Here is a 26,518-nt window from a genome sequence, read left to right on the forward strand (position 1 = left end):
GGCCGGGGCCGCCGTTCCGGTGGGCCGGGGCCGCCGTTCCGGTGGGCCGGGGCCGCCGTTCCGGTGGGCCGGGGCCGCCGTTCCGGTGGGCCGGGGCCGCCGTTCCGGTGGGCCGGGGCGGCCGTTCCGGTGGGCCGGGGCGGCTGTTCCGGTGGGCGGGGCGGCTGTTCTGGTGGGCGGGGGCTGTTGCGGGTGGGGGGTTCTGGGGGGCGGACGGCGGGGGGATTGGGGTGGTGCGGTGGTGGGTTGATTGGGACAGATGGGTGGTTTACGGGCTTTACGGGGTGTCAAGTGGTGCGGGGGCTGGGGTGCGGGAATCGGCTTACAGGCTGACAACACCGAACTTCTTGTGAACAGGCCGGGCAGTCGACAAGCATGATCCCCGCCTCGGGCAATGCGTCTGCTCGCCGGCCGCCAGGAGGTCCGACGGGGCAGGTCTCCTGCGTCGTCGTCCTGGTCACCGGCTCTCTTGCTCGCCTCCCTCGTCGGCGCCCGCGCCGCGCGTCGCCGGGTTCGCGGCATGGATGACGGGCCACAGTCCGATCCGCTCCTGGCTCCACAGACTTGAAGGGGAAAGCATGAAGATGCTCGGCAAGGCCCTGACCTCGGCGGCCGCTGTGGCCGCGCTCGGTGGGGGCGTCATCGCCGTCACGGGGACCGCCGCCGACGCGGCCGGCCGGAACGGCAAGTGCGACACCGGCGAGTTCTGTCTGTACTACAACAGCAATCAGAAGGGCTCGTTGTCGGACTTCACCACGTCGGTCAGCAACTACGGGGCCAAGCAGCCGGGTTGCTACGACTTCAAGAGCGCGGGCGCCGGCAAGGGCAAGTGCGTCAAGAACTCCGCGGCGTCGGTGTGGAACCGCAGCAGCAAGACCGTCCGGGTCTACTTCAACAGCAACTACGGCGGCCGCTACCAGGACTTCAAGGCGGGCGCGAAGGGCAACCTGAACTCCGGACTGAAGAACCAGAACGCCTCGCACTCGTTCGGTGTGCCGAAGCCCGGCACCGGCCAGACGCCGCGCAATGACTACGACCACAACGCGCGGGGCTTCGCCCAGAACAACTGCACGGCGTTCGCCGCCTACCGGATCGCGAGCCGGCTCGGCGTCCGCAGCTTCAACAACCACTGGAAGACCACCTGGGGCAACGCCGGCATGTGGGACAACGCCGCGCGCCGGGTCGGCGTGAAGGTCGACAAGACGCCGAAGGTCGGCGCGATCGCCGTCAACGACGTCCACAAGGTCGGCCACGTCGCCTACGTGAACAAGGTCTACTCCGACGGCTCCTTCGACGTGGAGGAGTACAACTGGAACACGCCGCTGCACTACGGCACGCGTCACCACATCCGGGTGAGCAACGCCCAGTCGGCCTTCCAGTGGATGCTCCACTTCTGATCGCCTGACCGACGGGGGACCGTCCGGAGCCCCGCCGCGCCTTCGCGTGGCGGGGCTTCCGACTGTTCAGCTCGAGTACCCGGATTGTTCTGGCTTGTGTCGCTGAGGTGGAACCGGTGGGCGTCAGGGTCACCGACGGGCGTCGTGGGACGTCCGGTGGTCGCGCGGCGGGCCCCAGGGGTTCGCGCGCCGGGTTCGAGGAGCTGGTCGATGCGGGTCGGAGGGCTTTCGCTCGTCGGGGCGGCGCTGGTGGTCGGAAGCGGGCTCGCGGTGGCCACGCCGGCGCAGGCCGCGCCGTCGTTCTGCGGGCATGACCAGCGCGCGACGCCCTACGCACGGTATCTGTGCGCCAAGACCGGCGACCTGCTGGACGTGCGGATCGGGGACGTCAAGCCGACGCAGCCGTCGCTGGGGTACGACGAGGTCTACTACAAGCTCGGGCGCTACACGCTGGGCAAGGACGCGGTCAACAAGAAGTTCGACGACTGGTGCGAGGCGGACGGGCGGGTCTCGGCGGCGAGCGTGAAGCCGGGGGCCAGGCTGGACGATCCGTCCTCGTTCACCTGCGAGCTGCCGGTCGGGGGTGAGACGGCCGACAGCGTCGCGGCGATGAAGACGGTCGTCATCGGTCCCGGCGGACGGCCCTATCTGACGGACGGGCACCACACGCTCACGTCGTTCGCCGAGACGCCGGACGGCGGGCTCAACATGCGGGTGCGGCTGCGGGTGTTGGGCAACCTCAGCACTCTGACCAGGAAGAAGTTCTGGTCGGAGATGACCGCCAACAAGTGGGACTACCTGCGCGACCCCGAGGGCAGGCCGGTCAAGGTGAACAAGCTGCCGGACAGCGTCGGCCTTTCGAACTTCCAGGACGACAAGTACCGCAGCCTCCTCTACTTCGGCCGCGACATCGGCTACACGCAGAACAGCGTGCCGTTCCAGGAGTTCTACTGGGGCAGCTGGGTTCGGGACGGCAAGCCGGTCGACCTTTCGGCGTGGAACGCCAATGACCTGGCGAGCTACCTGGGCACCGTCAAGACGCTGACGCGGAAGATGACCGCGCTGCCGAAGAGCACCGTCGTCGACAGCGGGTTCACGGCCGGGCAGCTCGGCGCGCTTGAGCAGTGGAATGCCGGGAAGCCTGACGACAAGGGCGAGTTCGACAAGCTCAGCAAGCCCTACGACGCGTCCAAGCCCGGCAAGCTCGCCTACGCGCTGGAGTACAAGCGGGTGCACGGCCTGGGCTGACGTCCGCGGCGTCCGGATCGGCGATGCCGGCCGGTCCGGACGCGTTCACCATCGGGCCGCGTCGCCGTGGCCTCACGTCTGGGGTGAGGTGGGGAGGCGGAGTTGAGAGCGGGTGAGGTCGATGGCGCGGCGGGACGGTGCGAGTCCGGTGGACGTGGCCGGGTCCTCGCCGGTGCCCAGGTTGCGTTCCCAGCGTGGGTGCGAACCGCCCGCCACCAGGAGCCGGACGCGATGACCGGCCCGGAAGCGGTGTGCGATCGGGTCCAGGTCGATCCGGAGGAGGCCGTCGGTCCGGCCGGGGTCGAGCCGGACGAATCCGTCGCTGACGTTCTGTGACCGACCCTTGCGATCCACTTCGCTGAGGCGGACGAACACGTCGGCGTTCGGCGTGTCGGAGCTGTGCGCGAGTTCCACCCAGGGCGTGCCGATGACCTCTATCGCCTCGGCCAGGGGCGGGCCGGTGAAGGCGAGCACGTCAGCGCGCTCGGCCAGGGCGCTGTCGTCCCGGTAGCCGCCGCCGGGGCCGAGCAGCCGGCCGCCGATGGTGGGAGTGGGGTCGGCCGGGTCGTAGGTGAAGCGGGCCGGTGGCGTGTCGTCGGCTGCGCGGCTTTCGCCGAGTGCGCCTTCCGGATTCAGGTGCAGGGCCCGGTCCGAGGGGTGTTCGGGCCAGTCGGCCAGTCCGCGCCATTCGTCGGTGCCGGTGACGAACATCCGCACCGGAGCCGGGCGGAGGTCGTCGCGGATGCCGGCGACGTGCCGGTCGAGCCAGTCCATCGTCTCCCGGGCGAGCATGGACATGCCTTGCGTGCCGGTCTGCCGGTGCGTCCAGGGCCCTATGGTCAGCGCCACTTCCACGCCGCGCTCACGCAGGCACGTGTACTGCCGATGGGTCTGCGGAAGGAAGATGTCCTGCCAGCCGGATTGCAGTAGTACGGGTACCCGGACCCTTTCCAGGGCCTCGCCGAGGCGCATCGGCTCCCAGAAAGGGGCGGACAGGTCGCGGGAGCTCGTCCAGTCCCGGAACCAGGGCGCCTGCCCGTCGCAGAGATCGTCCGCCGCGTCCGCCAGTGGCAGCGACGACATGGCAGGCGCTTGCCGCCGTTCGGCGGTGGCCATGCGCAGGACGGCGCGCATGGCGCCGGCGCGTTCCTGATGCGCCAGCTGGTCGCTCCAGCCGAGCCAGTCACCGAGGTTGAAGGCCCCGCCGAAGTAGGCGGTCTCCCCGAAGTCGTGCGGCGCGGTCTGGATCACCGCGGCGGCCAGTTCGGGAGGCGGGTCCATCAGCAGCGCCCACTGCGTCCAGCCCAGGTAGGAGTTGCCGACGGTCGCCAGCCTGCCGTCGAACCATCGCTGGAGTCGCAGCCAGGCCATCGTGTCGATGCCGTCGTCGATCTCGTGCACCCACGGATTCCACGCGCCGCCGGAGCCGAACGTGCCTCGGCAGCGGACGAGCAGCAGGTGGTAGCGCCGGACGGGGAACTGGGCCCGGTACAGGGCCGCGTTGATCCCTTCCCAGCCGTAGGGCGAGCGGATCATCACCGTGCCCACCGCGTCCCCGACAGGGGCGTAGTGGTCGGCGAGCAGTTCGACCCCGTCACGCATCGGGATCCGCACGCGCCGGTCGATCGTGTACTCGCTGCTCTCCGAGCGCAACCCGAGGCGGCGGGAGAGCCATCGGTCGACGACGCGTTCGCGGCGGCCCGGCCGGGCGTCCGGCTCTTGTTCGTCCTGCACGTTCATGGAGGTCATCACCGCCGGAGTTCGTTGACGGAAGCGGGTGGGCCCGGAGGGGCGGGACAATGTCGGCGCGGCGTCGCGGGGGTCTACTTCGCGGCGTTCATGGCGAGCTTGTCGAATTCGCGGTCGGACAGCGTCCGGTTGAGCTCCAGGAGCTTGTCGGCCATCCAGCCGACCGCGTAGCGCGTCTCGGGCCTGCCGGCTTCGACGGCCTGCCGGATGGTGGCGGCGACGACGTCCGGGGCCGCGCCCTGGCCGTCCTCGCCGAGCTGCGACTCGGCGCGCCTGGCCATGGCCTCGGCCATCTCCCCATACGCGGTCCCGCCGGAGATCTCGCGGAGGTCCTGGGCCGTGCGGTCCTCGAACTCGGTCTTGATGATGCCGGGCTGGATGATCACGACGTCGACGCCGAACGGCTCGACCTCCATGCGCAGGGTGTCGGAGTACGCCTCCAGGGCGTGCTTGCTCGCGTAGTACCAGCCGCCGAGCGGGAGCGCGATCTCGCCTCCGATGGAAGAGACGTTGACGATGGTGCCGGCTCCCCGCTCGCGCATGAACGGCAGGGCGAGCTGGATCAGCCGGGCCGGCGCGAAGAGGTTGACCTCGAACTGGTCGCGCGCCAGGTCGATGGGCGTGTCCTCGGCGGCGCCGTGCAGGACGGTGCCGGCGTTGTTGACCAGGACGTCGATGCGGCCCTGCTCCCCGACGACGGTGCCGACGACCCGTTCCAGATCCTCCGGCCGGCGCGCGTCCAGGGCCAGGGCGTGTCCGCCGGCGTCGCGGATGTCGTCCATCCTGCGCACGCGCCGCGCGGCGCCGTAGACGATGTGGCCGGCGCGGATGAGTTCGAGCGCGGTGGCCTTGCCGATGCCGGCGGACGCGCCCGTGACCAGGATGACCTTCTGCATGCCGAACCTCCTTGGCGGTATGCGAGAAGGCTAGGATCGCGTTGAGCAACGAGACAACATTCAGAATGCGTAAGGCCAGGTAGAAAGCAGTTTATTGGTGCATTGAGCTTGTAGCTGAGTGCAACAACGTTGTTCGGGTGGCGCTATCGCCACGAGCGCCCTGAGGAGGGGGACCCCATGCCGGAAGGCCGGCTGACCGCCGAGGATCGCCGCCGCATCGCCGAGGGGCTGGCGGCGGGCCTGAGCTACGCGGAGATCGCCCGCAGGCTGGGACGGTCCCGGTCCACCGTCACCCGCGAGATCGCCAGGAACGGCGGCCCGCACGGCTACCGGGCGGCCCGCGCGCAGCACGCGACGGACTGGCGCGCCCGCCGCCGCAAGCGCACTCCCCCTGCCGCCCTTCCGGACGTCGCCGAGCACCGCGGCACGGCCGGGGACGTCGAGGAGCGCTTCGTCGCGATCATGATCGAGAGCGGGATGACGCCCATGACGGCCAAGGTGTTCGCCGCGCTGTTCATCAGCGACGGCGGCAGCATGACCGCCTCGGAACTGGTCCGCCATCTCCAGGTGAGCCCGGCGACGATCTCCAAGGCCATCCGGTGGCTCGAGCAGCGGGAGATGGTCACCCGGGAGCGTGAGGCGCGGCGGGAGCGGTACGTCGTGGACGTCGACGTCTGGTACCGCACCTGGGCGGCCAGTGCCCGGTCGATGGCGATGTGGGCCGACGCCACCCGGCGCGGCGCGGGGATCTTCGGCACCGACACGGCCACCGGCGAACGGCTCCACATCACCAGCCAGTTCTTCGAGCGCCTCGGCCATGACATGGCCGAGGCGGCCGAGCACTGGCGTCAGGCCCTTTCCATGCAGCGCCGGCGCTGAGCGCGCTCGAACGCCTCGGCCGGCACGGCACGGGCCGGGTTCTAGTTGCCGGAGTGGAAGTCGTAGGGGAGGTCGTCGTAGACCTTGTAGACGCAGTCGGCGCCCTTCAGGCACTGGCCCCAGTGGACGGCCTTGGACGGGTAGTAGAGGAAGTCGCCCTGGCCGATGCGGGCGTGCGGGCCGTCCTGGACGTTCCAGGCCAGCTTGCCGGAGATGCCCACGACGTGTTCGGGGCTGGTGTGCCAGTGCGGGGCGAACGCCGTGCCGGCCTTCAGGCGGAAGACGGCTTCGGACGGGCCCGTCGCGGGGTTGCCGCGCAGGGGCTTGTAGGTGCAGCCGTCCAGTCCTTCGCAGGGGAGCCATTGTCCGCCGTGGAGGGGGACGTAGACCGGCTTGTCGGCTGTCGCCTTGGGCGCCGGGGACGAGGACGGGGACGACTGGGCGGCCGCTTCGGAGGCGGTGAGCAGCAGGCCGCCGAGGGCCGCCGCGATCACTAGCCGGCGCACGCGCTTCATGGACACTCCCAAATGCGGACTGTAGTCCGCTTATATTAAGCGGACCGTGGTCCGAATGTCCAGGGGGTCATGGAGGGACGGTTCGTGCGGCGACGTGGTTCGTGACTGAGCGTGACGGGAATCGTACTCTCGCGTTCGATCATGGGGGCTTGGCGCTGAGCGCCGTCGCGCGGGGCCGGGCTGCCTGGAAGGGAGAGGGGTATGCCGCCCACGGATGCCGCGGCCGGCGGCGAGCGCCCCGGCGACGAGGAGATCGGCGAGCTTCGGCGACGGGTGGCCGAGCTGGAGGGGCAACAGGTCCGGCCGCCGCGCCACCGCGTCCGGGCCTTCGGTTCCGCGCTGCTCATCGTCTGCGCCTGTGTGCTCGCGATGCTGTCGGTGGTCTCGGTGTGGGCCGGCGACGAGATCACCGACACCGGCCGGTTCGTCGCCGCCGTGGGGCCGCTGGCCAGGAACTCCGACGTGCAGGCCGCCGTCACCAAGCGGGTGACGGAGGAGGTGGAGCAGCAGATCGACGTGAACACGCTGGTGAAGGAGCTGTCCGCCGCCGCCTCGGCGAGGGGTGTGCCGCCGCGGACCGCCAACCTGATCAACACGCTCAGCGGGCCCGTCGGCAAGGGGCTGACCAGCCTGATCGGCACCGTCGCCGGACGGGTCGTGGCCAGCGACGCGTTCGCCACCGTCTGGACCAAGGTGATCACCGCCGCGCACGCCTCGGTGGCCAAGGCGCTGACCGGGCAGGGCGGCGGCGCCATCCAGCTGAACAACGACAAGGTCACCCTGGACGTCGGGCCCGCCGTCGAGAAGGTCAAGACCGAGCTGGTGGACTCCGGACTCGGCCTGGCCTCCAACATCCCCACGGTCCACACCCAGTTCACGCTGTTCGAGTCGTCCACGCTGGCGAAGGTGAGGTCGGGCTTCCGGCTGCTCCAGATCCTGGGCCGCTGGCTCCCGATCATCGCCCTGCTCGCCGCCGCCTGGGGTGTCTACCTGGCCAGGGACCGGCGCAGGGCGCTGATCGGCACGGCGATCGGCTTCGCTGTGGCGATGCTGGTCCTCGGCATCGCGCTCGCCGTCTTCCGCACCTACTTCCTCGACCAGCTGCCCCCCGACGTCGACTCCGGCGCGGCCGGGGCCGTCTACGACGCCCTGGTGCTGTTCCTGCGGCAGGCCGTGCGGTCCGTGGCGGCGTTGGCGGCGCTGGTCGCCCTGGCGGCTTTCTTCAGCGGGCCCTCCCGCGTCGCCACCACCGTGCGGACGGCGTGCAGCACCGGCATCGGCGGCGTCCGCTCGGTGGCGGATTCGGTGGGGTTCCGGGCCGGTCCGGTCGAGGACTTCGTGCGTCGTCAGAAGCGGTGGATCGGTGTCGGGATCCTGGTCGTCGCGGCGGTCGTCTTCGTCCTGTGGAACCATCCCACCGGCCTGGTGGTGTTCTGGTTCGCGGTCGCGATCGGGCTCGCGTTCGCCGTCCGCGAGTTCCTGGCGCCGTCGCCTGACGTGCACGCTCCGCGCGCCGGGTCGGCGGTGCGACCCGGCGTCGGCTGAGCGCCTTGCCGCTAGCGGGTGCCGGCGAAGGAGCGTCCGAAGAACTCGATTTCGGAGATGCCGACCTGGACGTTGGGACCGGCGCCGTAGGCGGCCTCGATGGTCAGGCGGATCTTCGTGACCTTGTGGGCTCGTAGGGGGAGTTTCTGCGGGCCCGCGGCGTCGTCCAGGCGGAGGGACTTGGTGACGGTCTTGCCGTCGGACGTGGTGATCAGCGCGGCGAGGATCTGGGGACGGCCCTGGCGGGCGTACTGGTCGGGCTGCTTGGAGACACCCGGGGTGATGATGACGTTCAGGAGGTCGGTGGGCTGGCCGAACGTCGACTCCAGGTACTGGCCCGCGCCGTTGCCTCCGTAGCCGTCGCCCCACCAGGTGTCGGCGAGGCCGTCGAAGGCCATGCGGGGGCCGTGGTTGGGGTCGGAGTGGGACGCCTTGGAGTCGCTGACGGAGACCGGGACGCGCTTGGCGAAGTGGTCGTAGACGCCGTTCACGGCGTCATCGGCGTAGGCCGCGCCGACGCCGACGGCGGTGAGGCCCAGCGCGGCGGCGATGGTCAGGGCGAGGGCGCGGTTGAGGCCGCGGCGCAGGCGGGGGCGTTCGCCCGCCCAGGGGGCCTCGCGGTTGTCGGGGCGGATGATCCGGCGCCACCAGGAGCGGGTGCGGGGCCCGGACGGGTCGGCGGAGACCAGGCTCATCGCGCACTTGCGGCAGAAGTGGCGTTCGCGCGGGTTGGCGGTGTCGCACCAGGGGCAGATCACGCCGCCGACGACGGCCATCTCCTCGGCCTGCCTGACCTGGGGACGGGCCTGTTCCGGAACGCCGGGGAGGACGGGCGCGACCTGGGGGTTCGGCGTCGCTTGCGGCTGCTGGTCCGCTACTGGGACGAGGAGGCGGCGGGCTCGTTCGGCCGGGTCCTCCGGGGGTGCGGGGAGGGTCGCCTCATGCGGTGCGCGGAGGGTCGCATCGTTTGGTGCGTGGAAGGTCACGTCATGCGGTGGGCGGAAGGTCGCATCGTTTGGTGCGGGGAGGGTCGCATCGTTTGGTGCGGGGTGGGGCGCTTCGGTGTGGCCGGGTGGCGGCGGGGGTGGGGTGGCGGCGGCGGTCTGGAGGTCGGGGAGGGCGCTCGGCGGGGTGGGCGCGGGGGCGTTCGGCGGGGGTGTTTTGGCGGGGGTGGGGTCGGTCCAGTCCAGGACGGTGCCGCAGATGTCGCAGAACGAGCCGGACTGGCCTGGGGCTCCGCAGTCGGGGCAGGCGTCCTTGGCGGTCATGGGGCTTCCTTGTTTTGAGCGGTCCACATGCCGGTGGGGCCGTCCTTCGGGACGACGTGGACCTCGTAGGGCATGTGGGCCGGGCGGGCGGCGGCGACCAGGTCGTCCAGGCGTTGGGTGTCGATGGCCTGCGGGTCTGGGACGCGGAGGGTGACGTTCAGGTGGGGTTCCGGGGCGCCGGGGAAGTCGCCCAGGGGGCGGGCGGACCACGACGCGCCGCCGCTTTCGGTGATCTCCGCTTCGACGCCGAAGGCCAGGCGGACGGCGGCGGCGAGTCCTCGGCGGGTGCCGCGCAGGCGGTGGAGGGAGGCGGCGGTGGACACCGTGCCGCGGGCCTGCCATTCGGGTTCGTCGCCGCGGAGTTCTGCGCCGACCCAGCCGCCCAGCCAGGTGACGAAGTCCGGCGGGGCCAGGGACGGTGAGAGGTAGGCGTCCAGGCAGTCCAGGACGGAGAGGATGGGCGCGAAGACCTCGTCCAGTCCGGCGGTGAAGCGCTGGGCCAGGTCGTCCTCGGCGAAGACGGCCGGGAGGTGGTCGCCCAGGGCGTAGGGGGTGCCCAGGCCGTCGACGCCGCCCCTCATCGCTTCCCGCCGAGGACGCGGACCTTGTGGTCGTGGGAGAACAGGAGCGCGGCCGGTGACAGGTCGATGCGGTCGACGGCGTCGGCGCGCTTGCCGGTGAGGGGGTCGGCGGCGTGCAGGCGGACCTCGTCGACCATCTCCACGCCCGGGACGCGTTGCAGGACGGCGAACACCTCGCCGGACTGGAGCGGGCGGCCGAAGGGCCAGCCGCGGCCGTCCGCGCCGCCGGTGAGCGGGTCCAGGTGGGCGTAGAGGGCTTCGAGGGCGGAGGTGCGGACCTTCTCGGCGTCGGCCGCGCTGAAGGCGTGCAGGGTCGTGACGACGGTGACGCCCTGGTAGAAGGGCGGGCCGACGCTGAGCCGGATGCCGATGGGGCGGCGGTCGTCGAGGTAGCGGGTGATGCGGCCGAGCAGGTCGTCCCCGGGGACGAGCTGTTCGAAGCGGAGGCGTCCGCCGGGGTCGGAGACGGCCTGCGGGACGACCAGGACGCGCACCGCGCCCGCGCCCGCGTCGTCCACCGGGAGGCAGCGCAGGCGGGCGGCCTCGGGGGCGGCGCGGCGGGCCAGTTCCTCGTAGTCGCGCGGGGTGACGGCGCGGTCCTGGGCGCGCAGGGTGATGGGGGCGCGGCGGCGGGCCTCGTCCAGGGTCTCGGGGTCGACGCCGCCGCGCGCGGCCTCCCGGTTGGTGACGCGGGCGACGTACGGGATCGAGCTGCGCAGCACGCGGAGCGCTCCGCGCGCGACGTTTCCGGGCTGTCCGCCGCCGGTGCGGTAGGAGCGGGCGCGCAGGGTGGCGCCCTTGTCGGGCACGGCTCCGTACTGGCGCAGGCCGCCGTCCGCCAGCCGGACGGCCGGGCCGAAGGCGACCTCGCCGGTGGCCGGGTCGAGGCGCGCGTGCCGGTCGGACGGCCCGGACGCGGCGAAGTCCTCGACGATGTCCCAGGTCTCCCAGCCTTCGCCCGAGGAGGTCTCGAGGACGAGCGGCGGGTCGCCGTTCACGACCGGGGTGCGGGCCAGGTGGAAGCGCTGCCCGGGGACGCCGGCCGACTCGCCGAGCACCTCGTCGGTGACCAGTTCGGCGTGGATCGCCCGGGTCGTCCCGCCGAGGGTGGCGGCCTCGGCCGCGCGGATGGTCGGGGACACCGAGTAGAACGGCTGGTTCGGCTCGGGTTCGAGGACGCGGCAGCGCAGCCAGCCCGCCTCGTGCGCGCCCGCGCGCGACTTGATGTGGCCGTCCGGAACGTGCAGGACGACCTCGCCCGGACGGTTCAGGCCGCCCGTCCCGTCGCTGTCGAGTTCGCATTCGCGCCAGCCGGCGGACGTCCACGCCTCCCAGACGAGGGGTGGCTGGCGGGGGTCGACGCCGACGCCGTCCACGCGGCTGTCCAGGCGGAGGAGGACGGCGCAGGAGGGGACTGCGGCGGACAGGCCGAACGCGAGGACGTCGCCGGGGCGTGGAGCGGCGGCGAAGCAGTCGATGTCCCGGCCTTCGATCAGGTCGGCGGTGCGGTCGGTCAGCGGGCCGCCCTCGTTCTGGACGCCGAGCCGGTCGAGTTCGCAGGAGACCAGGTCGAGGGCGTCCCCGGTGGCGAAGACGGTCGCCTCCTCGGTCTCGGTGCGTTGGGTGGCGACCTCGGTGGACGCCGGGATCGTGACCGTCTGCTCCTGCGGGGCGGAAAGCCAGAACGTCACGTCGGTGCGGGCGGTGGAGGGTGGGAGGAGGGTGATGCCGAGGAGGTCCAGGAACGCCAGGTAGTTCTTGTCCGGGACGCGGTTGAGCCGGTAGACGAGCTGGTCGGCCATGTGCGCGACGGCCTCGATCAGCGTCACACCGGGGTCGGAGACGTTGTGGTCGGTCCATTCGGGGGCGCGCCGCTGGATGTAGCGCTTGGCGTCGTCCACGAACTGCTGGAAGCGGCGGTCGTCGAGGTTCGGGGAGGGAAGGGCCATCAGCTCGCCGCCTCGATCTCGTCGGGCCCGTTGCCAGGCTCGTCGTCGTGCCGGGGGATCACGTAGAAGGGGAAGACCAGGTTGCGCGGGTTGTTGGTGCCGCGGATCTTGTAGCGGACGTCGATGTAGAGGACGCCCACGTCCTCGGCGTCGGCGGTGACCTCGACGTCCTCGACGTCCACGCGCGGCTCCCAGCGGTCCAGGCTGGTGCGCACCTCGTAGGCGATGCGGCCCGCCGTCTCCTCGTTGACCGGGGCGAACACCATGTCGTGCACGGCGCACCCGAACTCCGGACGCGTCGGGCGCTCGCCCGGGGCCGTGGCCAGCACCAGGCGCATCGCCTCCTCGATCTCCCGCTCCCCGGTCACCAGCGCGATGCCGCCCGAGGCGTTGACGCGCATCGGGAATCCCCAGCCCGCGCCGACGAACTGCTCCCCCATCGTTTCCTTCCGTCCCTGCCGTTGTGGCCGCTGTCCGTCGTTCCGCTGTCCGTCGTCGCGCTGTCCGTGGTCGCGCTGTCCGTCGTTCCCCTGTTCGTGGTCGCGCTGTTCGTGGTCGCGCTGTCCGTCGGTCCGCTGCTCAGGCGGGGATGACCATGACGGGCATCTCGTCCTGCGTGATCACGCCCATCACGTTGAGCTTGCCCTGCACCTCGACCATGCCGGTGATCTTGAAGAGGGCGGCCTCCATGCTCACCTCGGCGCCCTTGATGTCCACCGTGGCGCCGGTGACCGTGACCTGCCCGCCGCCCTTGATGTCGACGCGGGTCGCGCCGTCGATGTTCACGTCGGCGCCGCCCTTGATGTTCACGCCGCGCGCGCCGAACACGTCGACCGTCCCGTCGCTGTGGACGGTGACCTTCGTGCCGCGCTCATTCAGCTCGACCCTCATGCTGTCGTCGCCGCTGGAGACGGTCACGCCGCGCTTGGCGGGGGCGTCCAGCAGCTCGATCCGCTGACCGGTGCGCGAGGCGAACGCCCGCCAGTTGACCTTGCCGCCGGTGCCGACCAGGGGCGTCCGCTCGTAGTCGGGCAGCCGGTCCACGCCGTTGTAGAGGCCGCCGACGACGTAGGGGTGGTCGAGCGCGCCGCGGTCGAACGCGACCAGCACCTCGTCGTCCACCTCGGGCATGATCAGGGATCCGCCGCGCCGTCCGCCGTACTGGGCGACGCGCGCCCAGTCGCTCACGTACTTGTCGTCCAGCCAGGGGAAACGGAGCCGGACGCGGCCCTGCTTCAGCGGGTCCTGGACGTCGGTGACGATCGCGATCGCGACGCCGGGCAGGCGCGGCGCGGACGGGACGCCGCCCGACGCGAGCCCGAACAGCGACCGGTGCTGGCGTCCGGTGACCGTCACCTGCGTCTCGTAGCGCTCGCCGGCGGAGAACACGTGCCGGACGGTGCTGACCGTGTACTTGCCCTCGAACGGCTTGCCGATCCCGTTCAGCGCGACCGGCAGCCCCGGACGCAGCTTGGGATCGCCGCGGACCACGGCCTCGACCTCGGCGAACGCGGAACTGACGTCGGCGGCGAGCGCGTCCGCGGCCCCGGCGACCTCGGCCTGCCGGTCGTAGGGGACGTTCGTCTCGACCAGCTTCGCCTGGCCGAACGGGGCGATCGCCTGGCCGCCGGTCGTGCCGATCTTCAGCTCGGGGTTGGTCGTCGCCGGGGAACGGGAGGTGAGCGGCTGCTTGCCCGCCACGTCCCAGCCCCGGACCTCGACCTCCTTGACCTGGTCGGACGCCGTGACCCCGGTGCGGACGCTCAGCAGGTTCACGCCGAACTCCAGCACGTGGTGGCTCTGCCGCGCGTGCGTGCCCGCGCCCGGCGCGCCCGACGCGTCCTCGGGCTTGACGAACCGGAACTTGCCCTTGTCGTCGAACGACATCTCGGCGTCGTTCTCCTGCGCGAGCCGCGTCAGGAAGTCCCAGTCGGTCACGTTCGGCTGCGTGATCAGCTCGTAGACCGTGCTCGTCGAGTCGACCTTGCCGATGGACAGGCCGTTGCGGGACGCGAGACGGCGCGCGATGTCGGACGCGGTCATGTTGACGTAGCCCTCGACGCGCCGGTTGCGCAGCAGGCGGTGGCCGGGGTCGTGGCCCCGGATGACGCTGTACTTCCCGGTCCCGTCGCAGTCGGCCTCCAAGGCCGTGACCTCGCCGGTGAACAGCGGGGTGCCGCCGTCCCTGCCGACCGCGAGCGCGCGCAGCACGACCTTCGAGCCGATCTTGACGCCGAGCCGTCCGAGCACCTTCTGGTGCGGGTCGCGGAAGGTGAGCTGGAACGCGGCGGGCACGTTCACCGACGCGTCCACCCAGCCGTCCACCAGGAGCGGCTTCACGGTCACGGGCAGCGGCGCGCCGTCGATGGCGACGGCCAGCAGGTTGGTGTAGGTCCCCTCGGACACGGGTTCTCAACGCTCCAGACGGTCGGCGGTCGGCGGTCGGGGTCGGGGTCGGCGGGCGGGGTCGGGGTCGGCGGGCGGGTCGGCGGGCGGCGGTCAGACGGGGAGTTCGTCGGCGGCGGGCAGGAGGAGTTCGCGGCCGGGCGGCAGGCGCATCGGGTCGTCCAGGTCGTTGGCCTCGGCGATGACCCGCCAGGCGGTCGCGTCGCCGTACTCGCGCCAGGCCAGCGAGGCGAGGCTGTCGCCCGCGACGACCCGGTGGACGCGGCGGGCCGACAGCGCGCCGGACGTCGGGTTCTGCCCGGCGGTCGCGTGCGGGATCTCCTCGAGGGAGATCCGGCAGGTCGCCCGGATCGGCTCGCCGGTCGCGTCGAACAGCGTGTAGGACGCCCCGACCTGACGGACATACGAGACGAACCGGACGGTGCTGAACTTGCCCCACTCGAGGATCACCCATGGCGGGGACGGCCGGTCCGGCAGGCTGGACGGGACGACCTTCAGGCAGGAGAACAGCGCCTCCACGGCCGTCCGGACCTTCGAGTCGCCCGGTTTGTCGGAGCAGTCCAGGAACATCTCGAGGTCCAGGCTCTGCTGGTCGGTCCCGAGGAACTCGGGACGGCCCGCCTCCCGGGACGCGACCGTCGGCGTGTACGTCCACTGCGCCGACCGCGAGATCTCCAGCTGCGCCGGGTTGAACTGGAACGCGATCTTCTTGATCGTCCCGCCCGGTGAGGTGGAGTCCCCGGCGGGCGGCTCGTGGATGCTGAGCGTCGCCTTGACGTGGCTGCTGCGGCCCCCGCCCGCCATCACGCGCCCCCGGATCCGGTGAAGCCGTGGTGGGCGAGCTCCAGGACCTCGGTCGCGACGGTGTTCGAAGCCGGGTCGAGCGTCGGGCCCGTCCAGTTCACGGGCAGGACGTCCAGGAGACCCCAGCGCGCGACCAGCTCGCCGTTCGCGCGCAGCGCCTCGATCTGCGCGGTGGGGCGCCGGATCCCGGTCGAGACCGAGGAGATCCAGGTCATGACCTTGACCGTCTCTTCGTTGATCGGACGGGTCAGCCGGATGTTGGAGTGGCGCACTCTGGTCGGCAGCTGCCACACGTGCCCGTTGTTGCCGCCCTCCTCGCGCAGCTCCACGTCCACCTGCGCGGCGAGTCCGTCGCAGCCGTTCCAGTCGCCGAGGGACTCCCCGTCGATGGTGAGCCGGAAGAACAGGCTCGACCCCGGATCCTTCATGTTGCTCATCCGGCTCTCCTCTCGTTGGTTCGCGTCGTGTCGGTCGCGGATCGGGGTGGGGTGGTCGGGGGTTGAGGCGAGGCGGTCGGGTGGTGGGGTGGGGCGTCAGCGGCGTGGGTCACGCAGTCTCCCCACGCGTTCGCGGTCCAGGCGCAGTTCGGTCCTGAGCAGGCGGGACAGGGGGCCGACCAGCCGTCTTGCCAGGTCGTCCAGGTCGGGTTCGCTGGGCGGTCTCCTGTTGGTTCGGTCGGCGGGCTCGGGCGTCCGGCGCTGCGGTGGGGGCGGTTGCTGCGGCATGGGTGGCGCGACGCGTCGTCCTCCTCCGGAGGCTCCGTCCGCGCCGCTCGACGCCGCGCGCTGCACGACGGGGGCGGATGGCGGCGGCGGCCGTTGCTCGCGCTGCGGTGGCGGTGCGGCTGGGGCTGGGGTCGTCCGGGGGGCCGGAGCCGGTTGATGTGTCCGCACGACGGGCATGGACGGCGCTGCCGGAGGCTGATCCTGCTGGTTCGGTGCGCTCGATCCAGTCCTTTCGGTGGGCTGAGCAGGCGTTATGTGGTCGGCGTCCGGAGTGGGGGTTCGTGAGGGGAGCGACATCGCGGCGGCCGCCATGCCCAGGGCCGGGACGCTTCGTTGGAGCGCGACCACCTTCCGGGATGCCGGACGCCGGTTGGGAGCCGCGCTGTCGCTCGCGGGCGTCTTCCCCGATCCGCTGGGACGAGCGGACGTGTCCTGCCCTGCGGTGATCGGATCGACGGACGTCCGCTGGATCGGCCGACGCACCGCCACTATGGGCAGCGCGACCGCCTTGGTCGGACTCGCCGCAGGCTTCTCCCGCGGCTCGGGCGAAATCGCTGCGGGACGACCTTCCGGCGCGTCCGCGCTGCTTGATGTGTTGTCTTGCACGGGAAGCGGGGGCTCGCCGACCGGACTCGGGCTCGGGCTCGGCGGCTGCGGGGCGCGCTGCACGGGAGTCGCGGTGCTGTTCTCACTCGTCCTGCCGATCGGCAGAACGGCGGCCGGAGTGTTCCGCAACGGAGACCCCAGCCCCGACCGCGCGCGTGAAGGCTTCGCCGGGTTGTTGGAGGACGTGGACGGAGGCACTGCGCTCCGCGGCATTCCACGCAAGGGGGCTCCCAGTCCGGACCGTCCCCGCGAACTCCGTCCGGCCCCGCTTGCCGAGCCCGCGCCGTCAGAAATCACGGGCATGACGGGAGACGCGGATGTGGGCGTGGACGCGGACCTTTGTACGGGCGCGGGCGTAGGTGGAGTCGCTGCCTGCGACGTTGCAGCGCCAGGCCCCGTCCCAGGTGCCAAGGTCTGCGCGGGCGCTGGTGCAGATACAGAGGAAGTTGGAGACGCGGGCGCTTGCGCAGGCGCGGACGGCGAAGTCGACGCGGTGGCCGACCTTGGGGGGGACGCCGAGGTGGACGTCCGTCCGGGCGGGGGCACGGCCGCAAGTGGGACCCCGGGCCGTGTCGCAGACCTCTGCGCAGGCGCAGGGGCGGACCCGGACGTGGACCTGGGCGTCGGAGTGGAGGTCGAGGCACGCGCAGAGCCGGACGCCGGTGCAGATTCGTCCCGGGACTCGGGCGCGGGGGAATTCGGAGCCACGGGCCTTTGCGCGAGCGCGGACGACGTGGTCGGCGCGGAGGAGGAGGCCGACGCGGGCATGGGTCCGGACGTGGGCACGGACGGAAGTGGGACGACAGGCCGTGTCGCAGACCTCTGCACGGGCGCAGGCGCAGTCTCAGACGTGTGCGTGGACACCGTTTCAGGCCTCGGCCCAGGCGCGGAAGCGGACGCGGAGGGAAATGGTGCCGCGGACCCTTGCACAGGTGCGGACTCGGGCGTCGGCGTGGGCCGTGGCGCAGACGAGTTCGCGGACGAGGGCGGGATCACCGGACTTGGCGTGGAACGTCGCAGAGGTACAGGCGCGGGGACGGAGCCGGACGCCGGTCCAGACGCGAGCGAGGACGGAGACAACGCCGCAGACCTCTGTACCGACGCGGACTCACCCGCGGACGTCACCTTGCGCACTGGCGGCATGGGCACCCGCGCGGACGATGCGGGAGCGGGGCCATCGGACGACGCCGACGTGGGCCCGGGGACGGGCTCGGAGTCGCCTGTGGACGTGCTCTTGGGCGCGGGTGGCAGGGGCGCATGCGCGGACGGAGCGGGAGCGGCTCCAGAGGACGACGCCGACGTGGGCCTGGGGGCGAGCGCAGGCGGGATGGGGGCAACGGACGGCGTGGATTTCGCCGCACGCGCGGGCATGGACGAGAGCGGGAGCACTGGCCGTGATGCGGACCTTTGCACGGCTGCGGGCGAGGGCGGGGCGGGTGCAAGTGGGGTTGCCCTAGATGGCGCGGACCTCAGCCCCGGTGCGGGCACCGGCGGGAGCGGGACCATGGGCAGTGACGCGGTCCTTTGCACGGACGCTGGCGCAGCTCCCGACGTGGCCGTGGATGAGGTCACGGACGTCGAGGTCATGGGCGCGGGTCCGGACGAGAGCGCGTTGGGGGGCGGGAGCACGGGCCGTGGCGCGGAGCTTGTCCCAGGCGTGGAGGCAGGCCCAGAGGCGGATGCCGAGGTGGGCGCCGGGTTTGGTGTGGACGCGGGCGGGGGTGGGGTCGCGGGCCCTGACGTGGACCTTTGTACTGGGGCAGGCGCGCCCCCGGGCGCTGGCGCGGAGGTCGATGGTGATGCGGACGTGCGTACGGGCCTAGACGTGGATGAGGGTGTGGGCGTCTTCGGTGCGGCAGGTGAGCCTGTGCGTGGGGTGCTCGCCGGATTGCCGCCGGAAGGCGCACCGGCCGAGGGCGGTGATGGCATGGCCCTTTGCACAGGGGCAGGCGCGGGTCCGGACGCCGGTATTGAGGGTTCCCGTTTGGCAGGCGGGTTCGGGCGCGGGGTGGCCGCGGCATTCCCGCTGGACGGTGCATGCCCGGAGGGCGCGGACGAGGGCTGTGTCGCGTTCTGCGTTGTGGACGCGGGTGCGCTGGGCTCGGGGGTCGTGCGCGTCGGGCCAGCCGGACCGTCCGGGGTGGGGGTGCCTTTGGACGGGGTGGGCGCGGGGGGCATGGCACTCTTGGGCGCTTCGCGCATGGGAGCGCCGAGGCCGGTGCGGTGTGGTCTTGTCCTGCTGGCCAGGTCAGGGGTCGGCGGGGCGGGCATGGGTGGCGTGGCCGAGGCGGCCGTTCGCTGTACCGGCTCGGCGGGTGCGGGCGCGGGCGCGGGGGCAGGGCCTGGTGCTGGGGTGCTTGGAGGGGGCGACGGTCGTCCGGGGTCCGCTTGGTCGGATGCCGGTTCGGGCGCTTTGGCCGCACCGCTACGTCCAGGGGCCCTCGTGGCCGCGACAGGGCGGACGCGACGGGCCGGAAGCGGGGTCACTCGCGCGGCGGTCAGGGGCGACCGTCCCGTTGAGGCGCGCTGCACCGGACGGGCCGTCACCACCGGCAGCGTGGGCGGTGCCCCCGTCCCCGAAGCCCCGGCGGCTCGTCCCCCGTCGGTGGCGGGCACGGCCGAGGACGGCGCGGACCTTTGCACAGGTGCGGGCGGGGACGGAATGGTCGTGGGGTCGGGCTGGTCCGCGGGACGGAAGGTCGGGCGGACGACCGGGAGGGCCGGGCCGCCAGAGCCGAGTGCCTGGGGGGTGCCAGCGGGGCGCAGCATGTCGTGGGCCAGGCCGGACGGGGGCTTGGGGCGGACGACCTGAGGCAGGTCGCCGGAGACCGAGGGACGCTGCCAGGTGGGCAGGGTCGGGCCGAAGCCCGAATTGGCGACGGTCTGGATAGGCCGGGACGGCACGGGAGCGGACAGGCGCGTCCAGCCCGGCGCCTCGGCCGCTCCGGATCCCGGAGCGGCCGACGGCGCAGGACCCGCCGATGGTGCGGTCGGCGGTGCGGGGGCGTCCGGCTGCGCGGACGCAGCCGGGGACGCGGACGGCGGGGGCGGGGTTCGGGGGGTTCGGCGGAAGAAGGGCATGAGGTCAGCCGTCCGTGCCGGACGTGGCGTTCGCGCGGCTCACGAAGGTGGCGATGTTCGTGATGTAGCGGCGGCGGTCCGGGTGTTCCAGGTCGAGGATCTCGGCCCGGGGCCAGTGGAAGTGGTAGGCGATGTACGCGACCTCCTCGTGCAGCCGGTCGGGCGCGTACGTCACGATTCCCCCAGGCGGCTCCCGCCCAGCTCCACCTCGAAGGGCTCGTCGCAGGACGGGCAGGTGACCTCGGCGCGGGTGTGCCCCTCGGCGTTGATCTGCCGGTAGAAGTCCTGGAGGAACGCCAGGTCCGAGGCGAACATGTTCTCCACGGTCCCGTCGTGCACCATCGGGAGCGTGCCCAGCCGGGTGATGACCCGGCCGAGCAGCACGACCGACAGGTACGGCGGGTTCTCGCGGACCCGGACGTCCTGGAGCGGGACCAGCTCGTCGCGGGCGGTGGCGAGCCGCATCGCGCCGTGCCGGTGGACGGTGCCGTTCTCGTCCACGTAGCCGCGCGGGAGCTCGAACTCGAACTCGGTGCGCAGCTGAGCCTCAACAGGCGGGGCCGAGGCCGCCGCCGCGGGCGCCGCGGTGGCGGACGACTGCGGCGGCCCCGGGACGACGGGGGCGGAGCGGCGCATTATTCGATCGTCAGTTCTTCGAAGGTGATGGTGACGGACTCGGTGAGCGCCGAGTTGCCGCCCGCCTCCAGCTGGCTGGCCTCGATCTTGCTGCACCAGGCGTTGCGCATGTGGTACCGCTTGACCGGGTTGTTCTGGTAGTCCATCACGATGATGCTGGCGTTCTTGCGCGCCGAGCCCATGTTGCCCTTGATGGAGTCCTTGATCCAGGTCGTGAAGGCCGGGCTCTCGGTCTGGCCGCGCACGACCGTGGCCTCGCCCGCCTGCGCGACGCCCGGCATCTTCTTGGTGACCGGCTTGCCCTGCGCCGAGTTCTGCTTGAACTCGATGACGTCCTGCGCGTAGGTGAGTCCGGTGACGCTCTGGAGGTACTCCACCATCACGCCGTCGATCTGGAGGCCGAAGTTGTGCGACGCAACGGCGTCGCCGCCCTGGAAGCCCATGGTTCCTCTTTCGGGTCAAACGGTCAGGAAGGTCTGGTCACGGCCGCGCCGTCGCGGGCGGACACGGCCGGGGCCTACTCCTCGAGGTCGCCGCCGCCGGAGATCTGCGCGAGGCGGAACACCACGAACTCGGCGGGCTTGACGGGGGCGACGCCGATCTCGCAGACGACGCGTCCGAGGTCGACCGACTCGGGCGGGTTGGTCTCGGAGTCGCACTTGACGTAGAACGCCTCCTCGGGGCTGGACCCGAAGAGCGCGCCGTCCCGCCACTCGGTGACCAGGAACGCGGAGATGTTGCGGCGGATCCGCGCCCACAGCGCCTCGTCGTTCGGCTCGAACACCACCCACTGGGTGCCGATGAGGATGGACTCCTCGAGGTAGTTGAAGTACCGCCGGACGTTCAGGTAGCGCCAGGCCGGGTCGGACGCGAGGGTCCGCGCGCCCCACACCCGGACGCCGCGTCCGGGGAAGGCGCGGATGCAGTTCACGCCGATCGGGTTGAGCAGGTCCTGCTCGCCCTTGGTGATCTGGAGGCCGAGGTCCACCGCGCCGCGCACGACCTCGTTCGCGGGGGCCTTGTGGACGCCGCGCTCGGCGTCGCTGCGCGCCCAGATCCCGGCCATGTGCCCGGACGGCGGGACCATCGCGGCCTTCCCGGTGGACGGGTCGAACGCCTTGATCCAGGGGTAGTACAGCGCGGCGTAGCGCGAGTCGTACCCGGCGGTCTCCATCCGCCACTCGCGGATCTGCCGGGCGTTCAGCCCGGGCGGCGGGTCGATGATCGCGACGCGGTCGCCCATCAGCTCGCAGTGCGCGATCATGCCGAGCTGGACGGCCTTGAGGCTCTCCATGTCCAGCGCGCCGCGCTCGTAGGCGCTCATCAGGTCGGGGCAGGACACCATGGTGACCGCGTCGAGGGCCTCCAGGCCGCCGAAGCCGGTGCGGTCGGCGGTGTCGCCGAGGTAGTGCTCGGGGGTGACGGTCCCGTTCTCGCCGACCGGGGCGGCGGGCGCGGCCGGACGGACCAGCTCGACCGACTGGTTCTCGGGCCGCGCGAGCTGGCCGGCGCCGACGGCCTCGGTGACCGTGATCAGCTTCGACCGCTCCTTGACCTGCGAGACGATGTAGGCGCGGGTGTTCTTCCGGGTGGAGACGTGGAAGTTCTCGACGGTGTCGCCGTCCAGCTTGACGATCAGCCGGAACCGGTCGTCGGAGCCGCCCGACTTGCCGTCGTCCTTGGCGTCGCCCTTCGCGTCCGCCTTGCCGTCGCCCTTGGAGTCGGTGGCGGAGCCGTCGACGTCGGCGATCTCGACGGTGATCTCGCCGGCGGACGCCGCCGCGGGCAGCGCCGCGACGTGGAACCCGCCGAGCCGCGTGGGCCGGGCGGCCGCGATGGCCCTCGGCGCGCCCTGCGCCACGCTGTCGCCGGCCGCCGGGGCGCCGCCGACCCGGATGACGTAGCAGGTGGTCCCGCCGTTGTTGAAGAACCCGTACACCGAGTGCGCGAGGTAGTAGCCGTCGGTGAAGTCGCCGAACGCGGCGACGTACTGGGACCAGTTGGTGACGAGCACCGGCTCGTTCAGCGGCCCCTCGGGGGCGAACCCGACGAACGCCGCCACCGAGGTCCCGACCCCCTCGATCGGCCGTGACCCGCTGGCCACTTCCTCGACGTAGACGCCGGGCGACAGGTACGAAGGCATACTCGGCTACTCCCCGAACAGGACGGTCGACTGACCATTCGACCTTGCCGTTCCGCCCTGCCGCCCGGTACGTCCGGGCGGCTTGCCTCCGGGGCAATCCTTCCTGCCCGTTCGGCCACCGGACGAGCAGGTCGTGAGCCCGGTGCGTCCACCGGCCGGTGTGCGGCCGTGCGCACCGCCCAGGGCCGGGACCCCCGTCAGCCGGTGTGCGGGCCGTGCGCGCAGGTTCCGGTGGGCGGCGCGGTGGCCGCGGCCGTCTCGGCGTCGCGTTCGCCGAGTTCGGTCGCGAACCAGCGGCGGACCTCGTTCGACAGGCGGGCGCGGCTCGCCCCCTTGGGGTCGTAGTAGGCCGCGTACGCCTCGGCGAACCATTCGTCCGTGGTCGAGAACTGGTAGTTCGACACGGCGTTGCCGCGCGCGGCGGACTCGTAGGAGACCCACTCGTCGTAGTGGTCCACGTGGTAGATGCGCCCGCCGACCTCGAGGTCCGCGCGGCCTCCGTCGTTGAACATCCACGGCTGGCCGAGGGCCTTGCGGACGAACCCGACGACCTGCTTCCGCTGCGCCTCGGCCAAGCCGCATCCGGCGAAGTGCTCGTCGAGGTTCGCGGCGTGCTGCCGCAGGTCCTCCGGGTCGAGCGAGGTCCCGTCGGCGAACGCCTCCGGGGCGAAGCCGAACCGGGCGGCGAGCGCCGCGACGATGCCCGCCCGGGCCTCGCTGCGCCATCCGCCGAACTCGGGCCGCGAGCTGAGGTGCAGCGCCCAGCCGACCTTCCGGTCCACCGAGTGGCCGATCTCGTGGCGCAGCGTCCACTTGACGAGGTTGCCGTTGGCCAGCACGTCGGACGTGCCGCCCATCACATGGCGGTCCGTACCGGGCACCATGACGCCGAGCTGCTCGCCGGTCGCCAGGCCCTCGTATCCGAGCGCCGCGCCCGTGTCCATCAGCCCGCGTTGCCAGCGCGACCCGCGGTTGAGCGAGGTGTACATGAAGGCGGGCATGCCGAACGGGTTCACCATCCCGATCCGCTGCGTGCGCGAGTCGTACGCGCTGGCCTGCCCGAGGCCGTCGCCCATCTGGATCGAGCGGAGGTACGGGTTGCCGCGGACGTGGTCCTCGGGCAGTTCGCCCAGGACCTTGTCGATCTCGTACAGCATCGAGTGGCTCATCCGGGAGCCGCCCGCGACCGAGCCGATGTCGATGCCGTGCTTCGCGGTCAGTTCGTGTTCGCGCTCTTCCGCGCCCTCATTCGCCAGCCATCCCGCGACCCCGCGTCCGCCGGTTCCGGGGGAGAGCTTCATGCGCTGGACGCTGCCGCCACCGCTTCGAGGCGTGGACTCCTCCTCGTCCACGCGCTGGACGGGTGCGGACTCTTCCTCTTCCACGCGCTGGACGGGCGCGGCCTCCCCGCTCATCACGCGGACGGCGTTGGCCTCGGCTTCGCGTTCGAACCGGTCGGACGGGTCGCTGACCTTGAGGCCGTCGCCCGCGTCCGTCCCGGCGACCGGGCCCGAACGCTGCTGGATGACGTGGGTCAGCTCGTGCGCGAGCATCCGCTTCCCGGACGCGGATCCCGCGTCGTAGCGGCCGCGCTGGAACACGATGTGCGAGCCCGTGGTGAACGCGTGCGCGTTGACCGACTCGGCCGCCGCGTGGCCCGCCGAGTCGGTGTGCACCCGCACGTCGGAGAAGTCGGCTCCGAGGCGTCCTTCCATCTCCTGCCGGACGCCCGCCGACAGCGGACGTCCCGGAGAGCTCAGCGCCTGGTGCACCGCCGTCCGCTGCACCGCGTGCCCGCACGAGGCGTCGTGGACGTGCCGTTCCTCATCCGCGGACCTGGAGATCGCCGCGTTGCCCGCCAGGCGTTGCAGCTGGGTCAGCTGAGGAGCGGACATCCCGGCCAGGCCACGGGCGCGGAACAGGGCCGCCGCGGCGGAGCCGTCCGGCGCGGAATGCCGCCGGGGCGTCCCGGCGCGGTGCGCGGGAGGGATCCCGGCGTGCTGGCGAACGTCGTCGGTACGGCCACGGTCCTGCACGGCGCGGGCTCCTCCCGGACAGGGGACGGGTGATCTGGTCAAGGGACGGGTGATGTGGTCAAGGCCCTGGTCACGAGCCGAGTTTGCGCGCGATCTCCTTCTTCGCCGTCGCCGGGTCCATCCCTGCCAGGAGGGACCAGTCGAGGCCGAGGTCGGCGACGAGCTTGCGCGCCTCCCCGACCCGCCATTCGTCCAGGGCGGCGATGAGTTCGCGCGTCCGCACCGCGTGCCCGTGTTCGGCGGGGTCGACGCCGTCCCACTCGGTGCCGTCGAAGAGCTCCGCGATGCCGTAGGTCTCCTCGGCCGGGTTGAGGGCCAGCTGGTAGAGGGCCTCGGCGCGGGTGTCGCGCTTGGTCGGGCCGGACTTGCGCCAGAACGCGGCCGTCTGGAGGACGCGCTCGAAGTGCTTCCGCTTGCGGACGTTCCCCTCGTCGTCCTTGACGAACTCCTCGCGGGCCCAGCGCTTGCTGAAGAACTGCCAGCCCTTCCACGCGGCCACCCCGATGGACGCGGCGGCAGCGGCGGCGGCCAGGCCCCATCCGACCGGGGTCCCCGCCAGGGCGGCCCCGCCCAGCGCGGCGACGATCGCGACGACGAGGCCCGCGACGCCGCTGCCCACCGACAGCAGGCCGCCGACCGTCGCGATCGCCTTCCGGGACAGGCCGCGCGTGTTCTTCTTGTCGGCGTACCGGCGGAGTTCGTCCAGGGTGACGGTGTCGGTGCGCTTCCCGGCGGCGTCGCGTTCGACCTCGACCGTGTAGCGCTTCAGCGCGTCCGAGAGCTCGTCGAACAGGATCCGGCGGCGCTTCTCGCCGTCCTTGGCGGTCTGGACCTCCGCTTCGAGCCGCGCCAGCGCCTGCCGCGCCTGCGCGAGCTCGTGCTCGGCCTGCGCCCTGGCCTCCTGGGCCGTCCGCAGGCGGACCGCCGCGTCGTTCCGTCCGCGTGCCGCCGCCTGCGCCGTGCCCTGGTCGCGCGTGCCGAACGCGCCGCGCGTGCGCTTGGCCTGCTTCTTCGCGGTCCTGCGGCTGGAGGCGGCGGCTTCCTCGGCGCGCTCCTGCTGGGCGACGGCGGCCTGCCGCCTGGTGATCTCCTGTGCCTGCTCGGCGACCTCGGCCTGCTTTCCCCGGACGCCTTCGGCCAGCTCCGTGAGCAGTGCGGCGAGTTCGTTGGCCTCGTTCAGCGCGGCCGTGTAGGCGCCGCGCGAGTCGCTCTCGTCCATCATGTTGGCGCGGAGCTTCTTGACGCGGCCGAGCGCCTTGAGGGTCTTGCGGCCGTTGCGGAGCGTCCCGACGATCCCGGTGATCAGGCCCAGGGCGCTGCCGGAGAAGCTGAGGCCCTGGTTCGCCGCCGCGCCGCTGATCGACATCGCCCCCTGGGCGACGCCCATGACGTTGCGGGTCGTCTTCACGCCGCCGACCGTCCCCTCGTACGCGGCGGTCTTGATCTTGCGGTCCGCCACGGCGCGCTCGGGACTGTCGGCGTCGAGCTTCGAGCGGTCCTGGACGGCGTCGTAGCCCTCCATCACGGCCTTGACGGTCTCGACCCCGGTGGCGAGGACGCCCAGGTCGGACGAGACCTCGCCCGCGGCCTTCGCGCCGTCGACCGTGACGCCCTCACGCCAGTGGGCGCCGCTGAGCGGCCCGCCGACCGTTCCGACGATCGTCCCGGCGTTGTCGGCGGTCTTGTTGACGCCCCGGTCGACGGTCTTGATGGCGTCCTCGTGCTCGACGGTGGTCGCCGCCCGCTGGACGGTGGTCGCCGTTCGCTGGACGGTGGTCCCCACGCGCTGGTCGGTGGTCGCCGTTCGCTGGACCAGGACGTCGGCCGTCGCGCCGTTTCCGGCGGCGCGCTGGAGCTGGTGCAGCATCTCCGGGGACGCGCCGGACGATCCCGCGCGCATCATCGCGGCGGCGAGCGTCGCGCCGTCCTGCTCGCGCGGCCTCGGCCGGGCAGGGCGGGGCCCGGCCTCCGCGTCCCGCTGGTGGGGTTGCCGCGTTCCCTGGCCTCGCACCCGGATCCTCCCGCCGTCCGACGTCCGGTCCCGGAAACATGTC

At 72.1% G+C, this 26,518-nt stretch carries 21 protein-coding genes; 5 read left to right on the forward strand and 16 right to left on the reverse strand.

The annotated features are described in order from the left end of the window. Window positions 1-578 precede the first annotated feature (578 nt). A complete protein-coding gene (locus AB0L06_RS09005; RefSeq protein WP_500230391.1) occupies window positions 579-1,397 on the forward strand; it encodes a CHAP domain-containing protein in 819 nt (272 codons plus the stop codon). A gap of 210 nt (window positions 1,398-1,607) precedes the next feature. Continuing rightward, complete coding sequence (locus AB0L06_RS09010) at window positions 1,608-2,645, forward strand: ParB-like protein (protein ID WP_500230392.1); 1,038 nt, start codon at window positions 1,608-1,610, stop codon at window positions 2,643-2,645. A 72-nt stretch (window positions 2,646-2,717) separates the two neighbouring features. Here AB0L06_RS09010 and AB0L06_RS09015 read toward each other — a convergent pair whose 3' ends face one another. Together AB0L06_RS09015 and AB0L06_RS09020 are read right to left on the reverse strand one after the other, a co-directional pair. Next, window positions 2,718-4,385: a CocE/NonD family hydrolase gene (locus AB0L06_RS09015; protein WP_500230393.1), complete on the reverse strand. Its 1,668-nt coding sequence runs from the start codon at window positions 4,383-4,385 to the stop codon at window positions 2,718-2,720. Between the two features lie 83 nt (window positions 4,386-4,468). Further along, on the reverse strand, window positions 4,469-5,290 hold the full coding sequence (locus AB0L06_RS09020) for an oxidoreductase (RefSeq protein ID WP_500230394.1): 822 nt from the start codon (window positions 5,288-5,290) through the stop codon (window positions 4,469-4,471). Window positions 5,291-5,467: 177 nt separating this feature from the next. On the opposite strand from AB0L06_RS09020, the gene AB0L06_RS09025 reads away from it, so the two are divergent. Next, on the forward strand, window positions 5,468-6,169 hold the full coding sequence (locus tag AB0L06_RS09025; RefSeq protein WP_500230395.1) for a helix-turn-helix domain-containing protein: 702 nt from the start codon (window positions 5,468-5,470) through the stop codon (window positions 6,167-6,169). A gap of 41 nt (window positions 6,170-6,210) precedes the next feature. On the opposite strand, the gene AB0L06_RS09030 is transcribed toward AB0L06_RS09025, so the two are convergent. Beyond that, window positions 6,211-6,684 (reverse strand): cupin domain-containing protein, encoded by a 474-nt coding sequence (locus AB0L06_RS09030; RefSeq protein WP_500230396.1) that lies wholly within the window; start codon window positions 6,682-6,684, stop codon window positions 6,211-6,213. A 201-nt stretch (window positions 6,685-6,885) separates the two neighbouring features. Between AB0L06_RS09030 and AB0L06_RS09035 the strand changes: the two genes are divergently transcribed. Then, window positions 6,886-8,229, forward strand: a complete 1,344-nt coding sequence (locus AB0L06_RS09035; RefSeq protein WP_500230397.1) for a hypothetical protein — start codon at window positions 6,886-6,888, stop codon at window positions 8,227-8,229. Between the two features lie 11 nt (window positions 8,230-8,240). Here the strand turns inward: AB0L06_RS09035 and AB0L06_RS09040 are convergent, their stop codons facing one another. The 4 genes from AB0L06_RS09040 to AB0L06_RS09055 are packed head-to-tail and all read right to left on the reverse strand — an operon-like array spanning window position 8,241 to window position 12,467. Next, window positions 8,241-9,497, reverse strand: a complete 1,257-nt coding sequence (locus AB0L06_RS09040; protein ID WP_500230398.1) for an NADase-type glycan-binding domain-containing protein — start codon at window positions 9,495-9,497, stop codon at window positions 8,241-8,243. Continuing rightward, window positions 9,494-10,078, reverse strand: a complete 585-nt coding sequence (locus AB0L06_RS09045) for a phage tail protein (RefSeq protein WP_500230399.1) — start codon at window positions 10,076-10,078, stop codon at window positions 9,494-9,496. The genes AB0L06_RS09040 and AB0L06_RS09045 overlap by 4 nt, the downstream gene beginning before the upstream one ends. Beyond that, window positions 10,075-12,027 carry a putative baseplate assembly protein gene (locus AB0L06_RS09050; protein WP_500230400.1) on the reverse strand — a complete coding sequence of 651 codons (1,953 nt, stop codon included), beginning with the start codon at window positions 12,025-12,027 and terminating at the stop codon, window positions 10,075-10,077. Before AB0L06_RS09050 ends, AB0L06_RS09045 begins: the two co-directional genes overlap by 4 nt. Then, window positions 12,027-12,467, reverse strand: coding sequence for a GPW/gp25 family protein (locus tag AB0L06_RS09055; RefSeq protein WP_500230401.1), 441 nt, complete (start codon window positions 12,465-12,467; stop codon window positions 12,027-12,029). Before AB0L06_RS09055 ends, AB0L06_RS09050 begins: the two co-directional genes overlap by 1 nt. A 21-nt stretch (window positions 12,468-12,488) precedes the next feature. Between AB0L06_RS09055 and AB0L06_RS09060 the strand changes: the two genes are divergently transcribed. Then, the gene (locus AB0L06_RS09060) at window positions 12,489-12,620 is read left to right on the forward strand and encodes a hypothetical protein (protein WP_500230402.1); all 132 of its coding nucleotides are present in this window, start codon (window positions 12,489-12,491) and stop codon (window positions 12,618-12,620) included. On the opposite strand, the gene AB0L06_RS09065 is transcribed toward AB0L06_RS09060, so the two are convergent. From AB0L06_RS09065 to AB0L06_RS09105, 9 genes are all read right to left on the reverse strand, one after another. Then, the gene (locus AB0L06_RS09065) at window positions 12,607-14,433 is read right to left on the reverse strand and encodes a VgrG-related protein (protein WP_500230403.1); all 1,827 of its coding nucleotides are present in this window, start codon (window positions 14,431-14,433) and stop codon (window positions 12,607-12,609) included. The two genes, AB0L06_RS09060 and AB0L06_RS09065, sit on opposite strands and share 14 nt — an antisense overlap. A gap of 93 nt (window positions 14,434-14,526) precedes the next feature. Next, window positions 14,527-15,237 (reverse strand): CIS tube protein, encoded by a 711-nt coding sequence (locus AB0L06_RS09070; protein ID WP_500230404.1) that lies wholly within the window; start codon window positions 15,235-15,237, stop codon window positions 14,527-14,529. Further along, window positions 15,237-15,674 (reverse strand): phage tail protein, encoded by a 438-nt coding sequence (locus AB0L06_RS09075; protein WP_500230405.1) that lies wholly within the window; start codon window positions 15,672-15,674, stop codon window positions 15,237-15,239. Before AB0L06_RS09075 ends, AB0L06_RS09070 begins: the two co-directional genes overlap by 1 nt. A 3,979-nt stretch (window positions 15,675-19,653) precedes the next feature. Continuing rightward, complete coding sequence (locus AB0L06_RS09080) at window positions 19,654-19,824, reverse strand: DUF6760 family protein (RefSeq protein ID WP_500230406.1); 171 nt, start codon at window positions 19,822-19,824, stop codon at window positions 19,654-19,656. Next, complete coding sequence (locus tag AB0L06_RS09085) at window positions 19,821-20,285, reverse strand: hypothetical protein (protein ID WP_500230407.1); 465 nt, start codon at window positions 20,283-20,285, stop codon at window positions 19,821-19,823. The genes AB0L06_RS09080 and AB0L06_RS09085 overlap by 4 nt, the downstream gene beginning before the upstream one ends. Further along, window positions 20,285-20,728 (reverse strand): phage tail protein, encoded by a 444-nt coding sequence (locus tag AB0L06_RS09090; RefSeq protein ID WP_500230408.1) that lies wholly within the window; start codon window positions 20,726-20,728, stop codon window positions 20,285-20,287. The genes AB0L06_RS09085 and AB0L06_RS09090 overlap by 1 nt, the downstream gene beginning before the upstream one ends. 74 nt (window positions 20,729-20,802) lie before the next feature. Then, entirely contained in the window at window positions 20,803-22,428 is a 1,626-nt protein-coding gene (locus tag AB0L06_RS09095; RefSeq protein WP_500230409.1) for a phage tail sheath family protein, read from the reverse strand. A 197-nt stretch (window positions 22,429-22,625) separates the two neighbouring features. Continuing rightward, on the reverse strand, window positions 22,626-24,464 hold the full coding sequence (locus tag AB0L06_RS09100) for an eCIS core domain-containing protein (RefSeq protein ID WP_500230410.1): 1,839 nt from the start codon (window positions 24,462-24,464) through the stop codon (window positions 22,626-22,628). 70 nt (window positions 24,465-24,534) lie between these two features. Then, window positions 24,535-26,475 (reverse strand): hypothetical protein, encoded by a 1,941-nt coding sequence (locus AB0L06_RS09105; protein ID WP_500230411.1) that lies wholly within the window; start codon window positions 26,473-26,475, stop codon window positions 24,535-24,537. Between the last annotated feature and the right edge of the window lie 43 nt (window positions 26,476-26,518).

The sequence above is a fragment of the Spirillospora sp. NPDC052269 genome, from assembly GCF_040679435.1.
Classification (GTDB): Bacteria; Actinomycetota; Actinomycetes; order Streptosporangiales; family Streptosporangiaceae; genus Spirillospora.

What these genes read in the sequence shown, in the direction of transcription:
- AB0L06_RS09005 (WP_500230391.1), top strand. Translation starts at nt 579, where the DNA reads ATGAAGATGCTCGGCAAGGCCCTGACCTCGGCGGCCGCTGTGGCCGCG.
- AB0L06_RS09010 (WP_500230392.1), top strand. Translation starts at nt 1,608, where the DNA reads ATGCGGGTCGGAGGGCTTTCGCTCGTCGGGGCGGCGCTGGTGGTCGGA.
- AB0L06_RS09015 (WP_500230393.1), bottom strand. Translation starts at nt 4,385, where the DNA reads ATGAACGTGCAGGACGAACAAGAGCCGGACGCCCGGCCGGGCCGCCGC.
- AB0L06_RS09020 (WP_500230394.1), bottom strand. Translation starts at nt 5,290, where the DNA reads ATGCAGAAGGTCATCCTGGTCACGGGCGCGTCCGCCGGCATCGGCAAG.
- AB0L06_RS09025 (WP_500230395.1), top strand. Translation starts at nt 5,468, where the DNA reads ATGCCGGAAGGCCGGCTGACCGCCGAGGATCGCCGCCGCATCGCCGAG.
- AB0L06_RS09030 (WP_500230396.1), bottom strand. Translation starts at nt 6,684, where the DNA reads ATGAAGCGCGTGCGCCGGCTAGTGATCGCGGCGGCCCTCGGCGGCCTG.
- AB0L06_RS09035 (WP_500230397.1), top strand. Translation starts at nt 6,886, where the DNA reads ATGCCGCCCACGGATGCCGCGGCCGGCGGCGAGCGCCCCGGCGACGAG.
- AB0L06_RS09040 (WP_500230398.1), bottom strand. Translation starts at nt 9,497, where the DNA reads ATGACCGCCAAGGACGCCTGCCCCGACTGCGGAGCCCCAGGCCAGTCC.
- AB0L06_RS09045 (WP_500230399.1), bottom strand. Translation starts at nt 10,078, where the DNA reads ATGAGGGGCGGCGTCGACGGCCTGGGCACCCCCTACGCCCTGGGCGAC.
- AB0L06_RS09050 (WP_500230400.1), bottom strand. Translation starts at nt 12,027, where the DNA reads ATGGCCCTTCCCTCCCCGAACCTCGACGACCGCCGCTTCCAGCAGTTC.
- AB0L06_RS09055 (WP_500230401.1), bottom strand. Translation starts at nt 12,467, where the DNA reads ATGGGGGAGCAGTTCGTCGGCGCGGGCTGGGGATTCCCGATGCGCGTC.
- AB0L06_RS09070 (WP_500230404.1), bottom strand. Translation starts at nt 15,237, where the DNA reads ATGGCGGGCGGGGGCCGCAGCAGCCACGTCAAGGCGACGCTCAGCATC.
- AB0L06_RS09075 (WP_500230405.1), bottom strand. Translation starts at nt 15,674, where the DNA reads ATGAGCAACATGAAGGATCCGGGGTCGAGCCTGTTCTTCCGGCTCACC.
- AB0L06_RS09085 (WP_500230407.1), bottom strand. Translation starts at nt 20,285, where the DNA reads ATGCGCCGCTCCGCCCCCGTCGTCCCGGGGCCGCCGCAGTCGTCCGCC.
- AB0L06_RS09090 (WP_500230408.1), bottom strand. Translation starts at nt 20,728, where the DNA reads ATGGGCTTCCAGGGCGGCGACGCCGTTGCGTCGCACAACTTCGGCCTC.
- AB0L06_RS09095 (WP_500230409.1), bottom strand. Translation starts at nt 22,428, where the DNA reads ATGCCTTCGTACCTGTCGCCCGGCGTCTACGTCGAGGAAGTGGCCAGC.